Source organism: Streptomyces sp. NPDC034103 (assembly GCF_055575395.1).
This window is the reverse complement of sequence record NZ_JBVISS010000027.1, coordinates 23,815-36,597: the sequence shown is the minus strand read 5'-3', so window position 1 is coordinate 36,597 and position 12,783 is coordinate 23,815. Positions and strand designations below refer to the sequence as shown.

General features: G+C 68.2%; 12 protein-coding genes. 1 reads left to right on the top strand and 11 read right to left on the bottom strand.

The features are described 5' to 3' along the window. Positions 1 to 425: 425 nt before the first annotated feature. Genes ACZ56U_RS38745 through ACZ56U_RS38735 form a run of 3 tightly spaced genes read right to left on the bottom strand, consistent with a single transcriptional unit; the run spans position 426 to position 4,227 of the window. Positions 426 to 1,562: a glycosyltransferase family 4 protein gene (locus ACZ56U_RS38745; protein ID WP_469088634.1), complete on the bottom strand. Its 1,137-nt coding sequence runs from the start codon at positions 1,560 to 1,562 to the stop codon at positions 426 to 428. Positions 1,563 to 1,573: 11 nt separating this feature from the next. Next, the gene (locus tag ACZ56U_RS38740) at positions 1,574 to 2,926 is read right to left on the bottom strand and encodes a hypothetical protein (protein WP_469088633.1); all 1,353 of its coding nucleotides are present in this window, start codon (positions 2,924 to 2,926) and stop codon (positions 1,574 to 1,576) included. Positions 2,927 to 2,979: 53 nt separating this feature from the next. After that, on the bottom strand, positions 2,980 to 4,227 hold the full coding sequence (locus ACZ56U_RS38735; protein ID WP_469088632.1) for a nucleotide sugar dehydrogenase: 1,248 nt from the start codon (positions 4,225 to 4,227) through the stop codon (positions 2,980 to 2,982). Between the two features lie 67 nt (positions 4,228 to 4,294). Here ACZ56U_RS38735 and ACZ56U_RS38730 point away from each other — a divergent pair, with 67 nt between their 5' ends. Further along, entirely contained in the window at positions 4,295 to 5,068 is a 774-nt protein-coding gene (locus tag ACZ56U_RS38730; RefSeq protein ID WP_469088631.1) for a glycosyltransferase family 2 protein, read from the top strand. Positions 5,069 to 5,213: 145 nt separating this feature from the next. On the opposite strand, the gene ACZ56U_RS38725 is transcribed toward ACZ56U_RS38730, so the two are convergent. From ACZ56U_RS38725 to ACZ56U_RS38690, 8 genes are all read right to left on the bottom strand, one after another. Then, positions 5,214 to 6,116, bottom strand: coding sequence for a TauD/TfdA family dioxygenase (locus ACZ56U_RS38725; protein ID WP_469088630.1), 903 nt, complete (start codon positions 6,114 to 6,116; stop codon positions 5,214 to 5,216). Positions 6,117 to 6,570: 454 nt separating this feature from the next. Beyond that, positions 6,571 to 7,167: an AAA family ATPase gene (locus ACZ56U_RS38720; RefSeq protein WP_469088629.1), complete on the bottom strand. Its 597-nt coding sequence runs from the start codon at positions 7,165 to 7,167 to the stop codon at positions 6,571 to 6,573. A 649-nt stretch (positions 7,168 to 7,816) separates the two neighbouring features. After that, a complete protein-coding gene (locus tag ACZ56U_RS38715) occupies positions 7,817 to 9,118 on the bottom strand; it encodes an acyl-CoA dehydrogenase family protein (protein ID WP_469088628.1) in 1,302 nt (433 codons plus the stop codon). A gap of 44 nt (positions 9,119 to 9,162) precedes the next feature. Next, positions 9,163 to 9,747: a GAF domain-containing protein gene (locus ACZ56U_RS38710; protein WP_469088627.1), complete on the bottom strand. Its 585-nt coding sequence runs from the start codon at positions 9,745 to 9,747 to the stop codon at positions 9,163 to 9,165. Beyond that, a complete protein-coding gene (locus ACZ56U_RS38705) occupies positions 9,747 to 10,346 on the bottom strand; it encodes a GTP-binding protein (RefSeq protein ID WP_469088626.1) in 600 nt (199 codons plus the stop codon). Before ACZ56U_RS38705 ends, ACZ56U_RS38710 begins: the two co-directional genes overlap by 1 nt. Before the next feature lie 7 nt (positions 10,347 to 10,353). Next, entirely contained in the window at positions 10,354 to 10,749 is a 396-nt protein-coding gene (locus tag ACZ56U_RS38700) for a DUF742 domain-containing protein (RefSeq protein ID WP_469088625.1), read from the bottom strand. Further along, on the bottom strand, positions 10,746 to 11,231 hold the full coding sequence (locus ACZ56U_RS38695; protein WP_469088624.1) for a roadblock/LC7 domain-containing protein: 486 nt from the start codon (positions 11,229 to 11,231) through the stop codon (positions 10,746 to 10,748). The genes ACZ56U_RS38700 and ACZ56U_RS38695 overlap by 4 nt, the downstream gene beginning before the upstream one ends. A gap of 36 nt (positions 11,232 to 11,267) precedes the next feature. After that, positions 11,268 to 12,590, bottom strand: coding sequence for a sensor histidine kinase (locus ACZ56U_RS38690; RefSeq protein ID WP_469088623.1), 1,323 nt, complete (start codon positions 12,588 to 12,590; stop codon positions 11,268 to 11,270). Positions 12,591 to 12,783 lie beyond the last annotated feature (193 nt).

Sequence of the window (12,783 nt, the reverse complement as noted above, 5' to 3'; positions counted from 1 at the left end):
GCTGTGCCAAACGATGGCTGGGCGCATGGTCAGCCGCAGGCAGGCTGGTTCTCCCAGGGCCAGTAGTGCGATTGCGGTCTGGTGGAATACCCCCGCGTCCGCGGGGGTGAACCGGGACCGGTCTCTACCTATGAGCGCCCTCGGTAGTGCTCCCCGCCTGTTGCCCACGCCACGACCGTGGGAGGTCGTTCGCAGGCCCGGTGGCGGTCGGAAGCAGGCCCGTCCCAAAGGTTCCTCGCCGACCTCCAACTCGTCTACGCCCTTGCGGACCGTCGTTGCGCAGGCGTGGCGAGAGGGCCTGCCTTGGCGCGCTCGATCTGGTGGGGCTGAACGTGTTGCGGGCCCTATTGAGCGCTGTCGGTGCCCGTGGCTGTGAGGTGTGTCTGGAACCGACGGCTGTCCAGAGGGATGGGACGGTCCCGTCTTCACGGGCTGGGGCTCGAAGCTGCGGGCTTGGAGGTTATCCGAAGCGTCAGTTCGTGAAGGCGGCGGGCGGTGGTGGCAATGTCGTATTGGCGGGCGTTATCGAGGGCCGTCTTGTTGAGGGCCTTGCGCCGGTGAGGGTTTCGGCCTGTCTCGTCTAGGGCCACGGCCAGTGAGTGCGGATCGCCTGGGGTGTAGGGGATGCCGGCGCCTCCGAGGGTTTCTCTCACGCCGGGGAGATCGGAGTAGATGACCATGAGGCCGAGGGCTTGGGCCTCGATGAGGACGAGACCGAAGGCCTCGAGGCCTGTGGTCGTGAAGACGAAGGCGTCAAAGTCTGGCAGGTGGCGCCATACTTCCGCGCGGGGCAGGAAGGGTTCAAATCGGGTCCGGACCTGGAGTCCGAGTTCGACAGCCCGTTGTTCCAGCGGCTCCCGTAGGGTTCCTCTTCCGATCACGGTCAAGTGGTGCGGCTGATCAGTTAAGGCAAGGGCTTCGACTGCGGTGATCGTGGATTTGTTGTCGTCCAGCCGACCGGTGTGCACCAACTGGAGCGGTCCGGTTGGGGAAGGCGGTTGATCGCGTGGCCGAGTGTCGCTCAGAGGGATACCCCATGGGATGACGGTGAGGCGATCGGTGAAGCGGCGTCCCGTGAGATGGTCGATGCGGTCGGCGAGAACGCAGGTCGGAGCTACGATCGCGGCGCTTGCGGCAGCGACCTCGTTCATGGTCTGTCGTTCGGATGCGCTGCGCTGGGCCGCCATCACCTCGGGGCCGTGGGCGATGGCGATGATCGGGATGCTGTCGGCGGCTCGGATGAACGCCAGGCTGAGAGCGAACCCGAGGTACTGGGCATGGATGGCGTTCGGCTGGATCTTCTCAACGAGCCCCCGGACCTCGCGCGTCAACTCCTCGACGTAGGCGTCGAAATCCGGGCCGTGAGGGCGCTTCGTCGTGGACAGGGTGATCAGCTGATCGAACGCAGCCTGCCACGCCTGATCGACCGGCGACCTGCCCAGGAAGGTCATGTGGATGTCAGGCATCGCGCCGTAGAGGTCGTTGACGAGGATCATGCTCCCGGACGATGGCTCGCAGGGGCGGTTGATGCCGGTCAGGATGTTCAGGGGTTTGGTGGCCATGCGGAACTCCGTTAATGGATGTCCGTTGGATGGGAAACCAGGTTGAGTCGTGGTTCTTCGGTGGTGTTCTGTGTCTCGCGTTGACAAGGTGGTGCCCACCACGAGGCCAGGTGCGGTGTGAGGATGGCCGTGAGTTCCTCGGTCGGGTGGAGGTAGCCCCTGGCGTCCCGTTCAGCCGCCCATGCTCTGACGGCCGACCGGGGATAGGTGGGGTTTATCCCTATTTCTCCCTTGGGGAGGATTCCGTTGAAGGGGGTGGGGATGCCCTCGTTGTTCCAGTAGTCCCATGCCTCCAGCGCCTTGGCTTTCTCAAAGCAGTGGTACAACTGCCGATAGCGCGGCATGCACCGGATCTCGCGGAAGATCATTTGGCCGAGCAGTCCGGGCGCGGCTTTCCGGAAGGTGTTGAGATCGGCGCCTTGGAAGGTGACCGATGCCGCGTCCTGAGAGGGGTGCAGTGCGGTCCGGGCGAACAGGTGGGACAGCCGTCGCCGGACGTACTCGGCGACGCCCGGGCCCAATGCCGGTTCCATGCCTTCGATGAGCTGGACGAGCCGGTGATGGCGCGGACGGAAACGGGCCAGGTCGAACAACTGCTCCATGCCGTCCACGGCGGCGAAGGCGAGTCGTTTGTAGAGCCAGTTGTTCAGTTCTCCTGCCTGGGCGTAGGTCTTGGTCTCCGGAGTAGCGGAGTGGAGCATCAGGTATTCCGATACGACCTCGAAGTACAGGTAGCCGAGGAACGGCACGTGGAGCACCGCGTCGGACAACTGGTCCAGGAACTCGGATGCCGAAGTGGCGTGGCCGACGGCGTTGCGCAGGGCGATGTCGAGGAACACGGCCGCGGCGCGCAGCCCGTCCAGAACGGAACGGTGGAGCTGGTCGTTCTCGGCCGGCGTGAGGAAGCTCTGGTAGCGCAGGTAGGTTCGCAGGTGGATGGCGCCGAGATGCAGGTAGTCGACACCCTTGGGACGGATTGCGGCATCCGGGGTGACCTCGAAGACCATGGGCGTGGTGGAGGGTTTCGTCTGCATGAGGTAGGTGCCGAGGTTGTGGGGGCGCAGCCCTTGGGGCTGGCTGGCGAGCGGCGAGCAGTACAGGGCCCCGATCAGGCATCCGGTGGAGACGTGCAACTCCCCGCTGGTGCGGATGGCGTCGATGTCCTTGGTGGTGTGCAGCAGGTACATCGGCTGTCCGCTGACGAGCGCCGCCGTCATGGCGTTGTGTCGTATCAGCCAGCCGTTAGGGGTTGAGCACTCCAGGTAGCGGCGCCAGTCGCTCTCGCTTTCGGCCAGCGAGGTAGGAATGCGACGCTGCGCGGGCGTGGTGTAGTCCGTGTGGGCGTGTTCCCATTCGTCGCGCAACACAACTCCCGGGCATGGACGAGTGGAGGCGGGGCTGGCGAGATGTCGAGTGACTAAAGAGTTTCGACATTCGCTCCGGAAAGTCGATTTCGGCAGTCGAGGACATAGGTCGCGCATGTCTCGATCATCGGGAGGTCGAATTGCGGGTGATCCATGAGAAGGACCACTGCATCAGCAGCAGCTACCTCGTGCGGGCTCGCATCGACCCGGAGCACGTTCAGCTTGGTGTCGTCGCCGTCCGGGAGGTTGGGTTCGGCGCCGCGAACCTCAGCGCCGAGGTCGATGAGGAGTTCGGCGACACGTGCCGAAGGGGAGTTACGCAGGTCAGTGGCGTTGTACTTGTAGGTCAGGCCGAGCAGCAGAATCCGGGACCCCCGGACGGGCATGCCGCGCGTGCCGAGTGCCTCCACGACGCGCCGGACGACGTAGTCGGGCATGTGCCGGTTCACGTCGGCGGCGAGTTCCGCGAACCGGAACGGGACGCCAAGCTCCTGCTGGGCCTTCCACGAGAGGAACATCGGGTCAACGGGCAGGCAGTGCCCGCCGATTCCTGGCCCCGGGGTGAACCGTGTGAATCCGAAGGGTTTGGTGGCGGCGGCGTCGATCGCCTCCCAGATGTTCACACCGAGGGCCGTGGCCAGCATCGCCATCTCGTTGATCATGGAGATGTTGACGAACCGGAAGGTGTTCTCGATCAGCTTGGCCAGCTCGGCGACCTTCGGCCCGGACACCGGCACCGTGGTCTGAAAGATGCCGCCGTAGAAACCCTTGATGGCACCGAGTGACGTGGCGTCGATTCCGGACACTAATTTCGGCGTCTCGAACGACCAGCGCTTGTTTCCGATCCGCTCGGGACTGAAGCCGGCCAGAAAGTCCCTCCCACCCTTGAGGCCAGACACCTCTTCCAGGATCGGCACCAGCAGCTCCTCGGTGGTGCCGGGATAGGTCGTGGACTCCAGAACCACCGTCGCACCGGAGCGAAGGTGCTCGCCCAGCGTCCGGGCGCAGGACTCGATGCAGGTCAGGTCGGGCACACCGTCCCGCAGCGGGGTCGGCACGGTGATCACCGCGATGTCGAAGCCGGCCAGCGCAGAAGCATCCGCGGTCGCACAGTAGGCCCCGGCCTCCAGCACCGCGCGCAGCCGCGAGGAGTCCACGTCCCTCACGTAGGACCGGCCGGCGGCGAGCTGCTGGACGCGATACAGGTCCACGTCGTAGCCGACGACTCGGTGACCCACCTCTGCGGCGCGTACGGCCAGGGCAAGCCCCACATAGCCCTGACCAGCGACGACTATCTGCATGGCAGCTCCTACTCGGTTGCGGTGCTTGAATGGACCGTCGTTTCCTGATCTGGCAAGGAGAAGTGCTGTGCCCCTGGTGTCTGTCGTGATGCCCGTGTACAACTCGGCAGCGACTCTCGGCGCAGCCGTCCGATCGGTGCTCACCCAGACCCACAGCGACCTGGAGCTGCTGGTCACCGACGACCAGTCCTCGGATGGCTCTATGGACCTGCTGCGCGAGTTCGCGAAGCAGGACGAGCGGGTCCTGCCGGAATCGGCACCCGAACGGGGCGGTGCGGGCCGGGCCCGCAACCTCGCGATCGAGCGGGCCCGCGGCGACTACATCGCCTTCCTCGACAGCGACGACATGTGGCTCCCGGAGAAGACCGAGAAGCAGCTCGCCTTCGCCGCGGAAGGTGACGCGCCGTTGACGTTCACCTCGTACTTCAAGATGGACGCCGACTACGACGGCGAGAGCACCGACTGGGTCCCGAACGGGCGGGTGGTCCGTGCGCGAGAGCATGTGGATTACCGCGCGATGCTGGTCCGCGACCACATCGGCGCGCTCACCGCCATGTACGACCGCAATGTCCTGGGCACGAGGATGATGCCGCACATGCGCAAGCGCCAGGACTACGCCCTGTGGCTGTCGATCATGCGGGACGGCTTGGACGCCCGGGGCCTGGCTGAGCCGCTTGCGGTGTACAGGGCGCACCAGGCGGGATCGCTGTCCTCCAACAAGCTGTCGCTCGTGCAATACAACTGGATCCTGTACCGCGAGCACGAGCATCTGTCGCTCCCGCGGGCGACGCGAGCACTGGCCGGCGCTGTGTGGCAGTCGCTGAGCAACGCGCGCATTTAGCTCCGAGCACGGGACCGTAGCGCCCGGCGCGCAACCGAATCCGGGGGTTGCCGGCACGGTCCTGCCCTCTGGCTGTGCCACGCGCTCGGAGGCTGGAGCCGGAGCCGGAGGAGGGAGTCGGTGGGGCACCGGTGCCATCGGCCGGCTACGCGGCCGTTCCGTCGCCGACCCTCGCGCGCAGAAACAACTGCAGGAGCAGCCGTCGGTCGGCGACCGGGACGGTCTCCTGACCGCCGTGGAGCGCCTGGCGCCCGTGCAGGAAGCGGCGCTGGTTCACGATGAGGTAGTCCCCGGGCTGGAGCATGAAGGAGACCTGACCCCGGACGAGCTCCTGCGCGAGCTCCCTGGCAGCGTCGGCGTGCGCCTGGCCGAGCTGGGACCTCTTCAGCATTTTGGCGGTGAACCGGACGAACCCCTCGCCCGGGTCGGAGCCGTCCAGGATCGGAAACGGCTTGTACTCCTCGCCCACGCCGAACAGATCGAAGAAGGTCCCGTAGTGGTAGGCCGACTCGGCCAGCAGGGCGCGGCTGTCCTCCGACAGCCGCGCCACCGCCGCGTGGGCGTCGGAGAGGATGCTGGGGCCGCCGTCGAGCGGGTCGGGGCGGACGCACAGCAGCGTGGTGAAGTCCGGGGGCTGGGTCGCGTTCACCAGGTCCATGTGGAACGCGTTGTACCCGATGCCGCTGGACTTGCCCGGGTCCTTGTCGACCTTGACCCCGATGTCCTTCCACAACGGCCACCGTGGGAAGGGTGAGAAGGGGACGGCCACCTCGGCCGCGAAGCCCGTCACCAGCCGCAGGAACCGGTCATGGTGAGTCCCCAGGGCCTTGGCGAGATTTCCCAGGTGCAGCACGGCGTATCCGCCGCCCTCTGCGTTCAGCGCGTGGCGCAGGATCGCGGTGGTCTCCTCGAACCGCGGGGTGGCCGTCAGCGAGGCCTGGTACTCCGCCATGGTGGACTGCGCCAGGAACGAACCGTCCAGTTCCCAAGGCGGGAGAGAACAGTCGATCAGAGAGGCTTCGAGTTCGCTCGGGATGTCGATGAACACGCGGAGCTTCCTTCTCTCTTGAGGCTCTCGGGGCAGATGTTCCTGCATCGCGAGAGCGTGGGGCCCGGGTGCCGGGGCTGTGCGGGGGAGGGCAGTCCCGGCACCCGGGCGTGGGTCCTTGCCCCCCGGATCGCCGACCTCCCGGGGGGACCAGGGGTGAGGCCCTGGCGCCGGCCGTGGGGGAACGGAATCGACGCCAGGGGGCTTTCGGCCCGTGCACGGAGCAGGGTCGTGTCAACTGGGGGCTGCGCGCGGAGGCTCGTGCGGCGCCGGGGCTTGCCTCGAGCCGCAGCGGCGGGGGCGGGGGCGGTTATCGGCTCGATCTGGCCGATTGAGGATGCGGGGCGGTTACGCCGTCATCGGGCCGCCCTCGGGACTGGTCAGGGGCGTGCTGAAGGCGGGACGGGAGGGGGTCTTGCTGGCGACGATGATGGCGAAGCGTTCCGAGCGGTGATCATGCGTGCTGTTCCTTCAGACAGCGTTGGACGGCGGTGTCGATGGCGTGGGTCTGGTTGTCGGGGTCGCTGGTCACTCGCTGGTGGGGGATGGCGTCGTTGGCTAGGAGGCGGTGTACGCGTTCGTCGACGAGGCGCCGGAAGTGGGCGTCGTAGTCGTGGCTGGGGTCGATGGGAAGGGTTTCGTCGAGCATGGTCGCGAACAGCAGGTCGTATTTGGGCAGTTGAGTGGCGGCAAGGGTCAGCAGGCGCTCGCGTTCGAGCCGGGGCGGGGTTTCGGCCCGGTGCGCCATCGCGGCCTCGAAATGGGCGATGGCGTTGTGGGCGGCGCCGTCGATGAGTACGACGTCGGCGCCCTGGGTGGTGGCGGTGGTCTCGTTGAGGATGCCCTGGGCGATGATCTGCTCGGTGGACTGGGCGGTGGGGTGTTGGAATGTGGGCAGGCCGGTAGCGGCGGCGCGCCAACCGAGCTGACCGGTGCGTGCCACGGTCAGGCCGTGGCCGCGTAACTCCCTCTCGATCTGCTTCAGGAGCGTTGTCTTGCCGGTGGAGTGGGTGCCGAGGACGGCGATCCGCAGGGGTGGGGAGGTTGCCACGAGGTGGGGTCCTTTCAGGTTCACCGGTGTTGGGCAGGGCGGCGGTGCGGGCCGCACTTGTTCGTCACCACGGGGAGCGGCCCTCGTCTCCTGGACCGTTGTCCGGCCCGGGGAACGAGGGGGCTGGCGGGAGGCGGCACCGGGGAAGAGGAAGGCGGGATGGTCGGGCTGCACCGTGGTTGTCCTTCAGCTGCGTGTGGTGGGTGATGGGCCCGGTGCAGGGGCCGTTCGGCGTGCGGTGGGAGTCGTCGAGGCTCCCGCACCGGGCTGGTTTTCCGCGCCTGGCAACGGGGGGTGCCTGGCGTGGAACGCGAAGGCCCGCGCACGGTCATGCGGAGGCACGGGGAGTTGACCGTGCGCGGGAGCTTTGAGGAGTCGGCGGATCGATGAGTAGTTGCGTGCGAGGCCTCTTGGAGGTCGGGACGCGGACTGCGTGGTGTGGCTTTGCGTGGGTGGCGGGGGCCCGGTGCGGCGCGTGTTGGCCCAGGACGTGCGCCGCACCGGGGTTCCGGGCGGGTTCGCTTCACCGGGGCGATCCCGGCCGGAGGGGCCCGGTGCGGCATCGGCCACCACAGCGGGTGCCGCACCGGGGTGTCCCACAGGCGGCGCGTGGAGGAGTTGCCGGGTGTGGGACGGGTCCGTGCACGGTTCACGGGGGGTTGCCGTGCGTGGGCGTTGGGGTGAGTGGGTGTGTGGTTGTGGTGTGGGGTGGTTGGCCGCGGGCGGCGTGCTGGACTGACCAGGGCACGTGCTGTGTTGGGTCGGTGGTGTCGTGCAGGAGGGTTTCGGCGAGGCGTCGGCGTTGGACTTCGCCGGTGCCGGCGGGGGCGTAGGTGGTCTGCATGTCACGCCAGACGCGGGCGAGGGGTTGTTCGGTGTCCAGGCCGTGCGCGGCGTGGAGCTGCATGGCGTCATTGCCGCTCTCCGCGGCGAGGTCGTGGCCGAGCGCTTTGGCGGTGATGAGTTCGTCGTCGCACGCCAGACCGCGGTCGAGCATGTCGACGGCGTGGTAGGCGAGGATGCGCGCCATGATCAGCCTGGCGGACATGCGCCCCAGCCGGTCGCGGACGACGCCGATGTCGGCGAGGTGTCCTTGGTAGCGGGGCCGGTTGCTGAGGTAGTTGGTGGTGAGGGCGAGGGCTTGTTCGTGCAGGCCCAGGGAGAGTGCGGTGAGGTTGGGGCGTCCGTAGAGGATGCTGCTGGACTGGGCGACGGCGTAGCCCTGGCCTACCTCTCCGAGGACGTTGGCGGGTGGGATGCGCACGCGGTCGAAGGTGATCTGGCCGAAGCTGAAGCCGTGCAGACCCAGCTTCGCCGCGTGCCGTACGAGGTTCACGCCGCGCTGGTCTGCGTGCACGAGGAACGCGGTCAGCGCCTGTGAGGTGCGGGTGCCGGCCGGTGCGGTGCGGGCGATGACGATGTGAAGGTCGGCGAGGTGGCTGTTGCCGACATGTGCCTTGATGCCGGTGAGGATCCAGGCGGTGCCGTCCCATTCGGCCGCGCTGACCGTCCCGCCCAGATGCCCGCCCTGGTCGGGTTCCGTGACGGCGATCGACAGCCGTACAGTCCCGTCCGCCACCTGAGGTAGCAGGGTGGTGTGCTGTTCGGGGCTACCGTAGTTGAGCAGGCCGGCGACGGGGATGAGACCGGCCTGAAGGATGGCCGCGGCGGCACCGGAGATGCGGGCCAGACGGTGGATCAGAATGCTTTTGGCCACGTGCCCTGCTGCCATGCCGCCGAAGGCTTCCGGCACCGTCACGCCGAACCAGCCGCGCCGTGCCAGCAGCCGCACCAGGGTGCGGTCCACCTTGTGCGGGGCGCTCTCCATGGCGTCGATGAGCGGCTGGACCTCTTGTGCGGCGAAGGTGTCGGCGGCTTCCCACAGAGTGTGGTGGGCGGGGGTGAGGAACCGGTCGAGGCTGGGCGGGATCGATTGCGGCGGCGTGGCCAAGGGGCGGAGTCCTTCCTGGTGTAGCAGCAAGGTGCACTGGCAGTTCAGGTAGCGGGTGGTGCAGGGATGCAGAGGAGATCGGCGGCGGTGTGGGCGGTGTCGCGGACGATGCTCTGCAAGCGGGTTGCGTCGGCCAGCGTGCGGGGTTCGGGGTCGACGATGCAGACGGTGAGCAGGGCCAGGCCGCTGGTGGGGTCGAGGAGGGGGGTGCCGAAGTAGGACTGGATGCCGATGGCGTCGACGACGGGGTTGCTGTGGAAGCGGGGTGCGGCGGCAACGTCCGGTAAGGGCAGGCCGCGTCTGCGCTGGATGACTTCGGGGCACCAGCCGTGGGCGCGGCTCATGGTGCGGCCCACGATCGGATAGCCCGCCTCGGGCGGGGGGTTGTGCAGGCCCAGGAAGGTCTGCTGGTCGCCGAAGGCGTTGACCATGGCGTAGACGAAACCGCTGCGCGCGGCCATTTCGCTGGCCAGGTCGTCGAGGATCTCTGATCCCTGCAGGGGGATGCCGAGTTCGGCCAGGCGTGTGATGCGGGTGGCCATCTGTGCCAGCTCGTCGGCGGGATCGTCGGTGACGGCCTGGATCTGCAGCTGCCGGCCGCGGGCGGGGGTGGGTGAAGGGGATGTCATCACGCTTCCAGGACGGTGGGATTGGCGGATTTCGTGTGCAGGGCGTGCTGGAGGAGGGTCAGCAGTACGCAGGCGATGGAGTCGGCGTCGCGGGCGTCGCAGAACATCACCGGCACGCGTTCGTCGACGTCGAACGCTTCCCGGATTTCGGTAAGCGTGCGCGGGGTCGCATCCGGGAACTGGTTGACGGCGATGAGGAAGGGCAGGCCGTACTGTTCGAAGAAGTCGGCGGCGTGGAAGCTGACGTCGATACGGCGGGTGTCGGCGAGCACGATGGCGCCGGCCGCGCCGTGGGCGAGGTCGTGCCAGAACGACCAGAACCGCGGCTGCCCGGGGGTGCCGAACAGATAGAGCTCGATCGGCTCGGGCACGTCCCAGCCGACCCGGCCGAAGTCGAACGCCACCGTCGTCGCCTGCTTGCCCTCGATGCCGTGCAGGCTGTCCGTGGCCGTGCTGCGCTCGGTGAGGAGTTCCTCGGTGCGCAGGGGCGGGATGTCGCTGATCGCGCCGATCGCGGTGGTCTTGCCCACCCCGAACCCGCCCGCGACCACGATCTTCACGATCGCCCGCGCAGCGGCCGGCGTGGGGTGTTGCGTCATAGCGGCGTCACCCTGCCCTCGCGCTGGCGTGCGGGAAGCGGGACTTCAGTGCGGCGGTCAGCCGCAGCAGCACAGCCGCGTCGCGGTCCTCGCCGGGCAGATCCGGTATCGGCAGGCTCAGGGCGCCTGCGTCGATCAGGTCCGACACCAGCACCCGTACCGCGGTGACATGCAGGCCCAGAATCCCGGCCAACTCGACCAGGGGCCTGCTGCGTTCCCGGCACAGGGCCAGGATGTGCCTGCTCTCCTCGGACAGGTCGCGTGGTGTGCGCGGGCCTGCGGCGAGGACAGTGTGCAGGGTGAGGGTGTGCCGGGGCTGGGTGCGGCCGTCGGTGACCGTGTACAGCCGGACGATGCCGGCCCTCTCCTGGGCTGGAGAGGCGGGTTGGGGGCGGGAGGTCACTGGACACCGGCGTCCTGGCCATCGCGGGTGCGGACGGGGGTGGTCATGAAGGGGGCGAAGCGCTGGATGAGGCGGCCCGCCGCGAACGCCACCGCGCCGACGTTCGCGTCGGTGCGGACGATGACCACCAGGATGGTGGCGACGGTGCTGCCGTTGCTGGTGAAGGCAGTGCCCGCTCCGGCCTCTGTGGCGAGGAACAGCGCGTCGTCGCGTTCGATGAGGACCTGTCCAGCAGGTTCTTGCTTGCTGCTGGGGCCGGTGACGCCTTTGGCCAGTCCCGCGATGCCGGAGAACGCGGCGGCGACCTCATCGGCCCAGTCGGGGTCCATGTGTGAGACCACGGCTTGTTTGAGGCCGTCGCGGGATGCGAGCAGGGCGTGCGTGACGCCGACGGTGTCGTCGACGAACTCCTCCAGCAGACGGGCCAGTTGCCCCTTCACCTCCGTGGGTGAGGTCGGCGGGGGTGTCGTGTCGTAGGGCATGGTCAACGCTCCAACGCGAGACAACAGGTGGGGATATCAGGGCTGGGTGGGGGAGGGGCCCGACGTCAGGCCGTGGTGCAGGCCGGTACGCCAGTCGGCTGCCGTGTGAGGGTTCGCCGCCGGGGCTGGCACGGCGGGCGCCTGGGGTGTGGGCATGGGCCGCTGGGTGCGCTCGCGTCGCGGCAGCCGGCCCGCAGGCGCGCCGTCGTGTGGCGAGGGGCCGGGTGCCGCAGCAGTGGTGGGCGTGGGGGCGGCGGCCGCCGCGGGCTGGATCGCGGCCGGCGTCCCGGAGCGGGCCGTAGGGGGCACGATGGCGGGCACGGTGAGGGTGCCGATCGCCGGCTGGCTGGGCACGAGGTAGTGGTTGGGGACGATGACGTTGGCGGTGGTGCCGCCGGTGGGGTTGACCGTCAGCCAGACCCGCAGCCCGTGCCGTTCGGCGATCTTGGCTGCGGTCACCAGACCGAGACTGCCCTTGCGGACCTGCTCCGCGACGTCCACGGAGCCGGGGTGGGCCAGCAGGGTGTTGAGTCTCTCCCGTTGGCCGGGGTCCATGAGCAGCATCGCGCGGTCTTCGACCTCAAGGTGCAGGCCCGCGTTCACTTTCTCCGCGCGCACCATGACTTTCGTCGCCGGGTCGGAGTGCTCCAGCGCGTTGTCGATCAGCTCGGCCAGCAGATGCGTGATATCGGGGTGCACATGCGCCGGCAGAGCGTAGGCCGAGCCGACCCGCCCGCTGGCGGTGGCCACCCGCGGATAGCGCAGCACTTCCGACTTCGCTCCGCGCAGGACCGTGCTGACAGCGACAGGGGCCCGCGTCTCCCGCAACGAGCTGCCACCCAGGACGACACAGACGCTTTCCACCATGCGGCGCAGCCGGGTCGCCAGGTGATCGATCTTGAAACTGTGGTCCAGCAGGACCGGGTCCTCGGTGGCGTGCTGCAGCTGGGTGAGATGCTCCAACATCTGCCCGATCAGAGCGTGCTGGCGGCGGGTGAGCGTCTGATGCATGCTGACCAGCACCGCTGCCTGCGACTCGTCATGCACCCGCAGCAACGAGGCCGCGCCCTGGATCTGGAGGTTGCTGATCAGCTCCAGCACGCGGATCAGGGAGTCGGAGCCCTCCCAGCCCGGCTCGGCCGGCAGCGGGGGCCGCATGCCCCGGCACAGTTCCTCGGCCGTCCACAGCAGACTCTTCTCCGCCGCCTGCGCGGCCTCGGCAATGCGCTCCAACTCGGCTTCACGGGCCGCGTGCAAGGCGGTGGCCACCGCCTGAATGCGCAGATGTCCGACGAGCACGCTGACGAGCAGGCTCGCGACGAGGCACGCGGCGACCTGGCCGGCGCTCAAGATGAGCACCCAGGTGCACAGTGCCGTCACCGTGTTGAGAACCGCCAGGGATAACAGCGGCCACACCACGATGTCGTGGAGCTGATGGAGAAGGTATGCGGGGGCTTGCACCCGGCGGCCATGACGACCACGAGGGGAGGGGGAGCGCTCCAGGGGCGGCGAGGACAACATCAAAGACTCCGGGAAAATAAGGGGGGAAGGG

What these genes read in the sequence shown, in the direction of transcription:
- ACZ56U_RS38705 (WP_469088626.1), bottom strand. Translation starts at nt 10,346, where the DNA reads ATGACGCAACACCCCACGCCGGCCGCTGCGCGGGCGATCGTGAAGATC.
- ACZ56U_RS38695 (WP_469088624.1), bottom strand. Translation starts at nt 11,231, where the DNA reads ATGCCCTACGACACGACACCCCCGCCGACCTCACCCACGGAGGTGAAG.
- ACZ56U_RS38745 (WP_469088634.1), bottom strand. Translation starts at nt 1,562, where the DNA reads ATGGCCACCAAACCCCTGAACATCCTGACCGGCATCAACCGCCCCTGC.
- ACZ56U_RS38735 (WP_469088632.1), bottom strand. Translation starts at nt 4,227, where the DNA reads ATGCAGATAGTCGTCGCTGGTCAGGGCTATGTGGGGCTTGCCCTGGCC.
- ACZ56U_RS38710 (WP_469088627.1), bottom strand. Translation starts at nt 9,747, where the DNA reads ATGACATCCCCTTCACCCACCCCCGCCCGCGGCCGGCAGCTGCAGATC.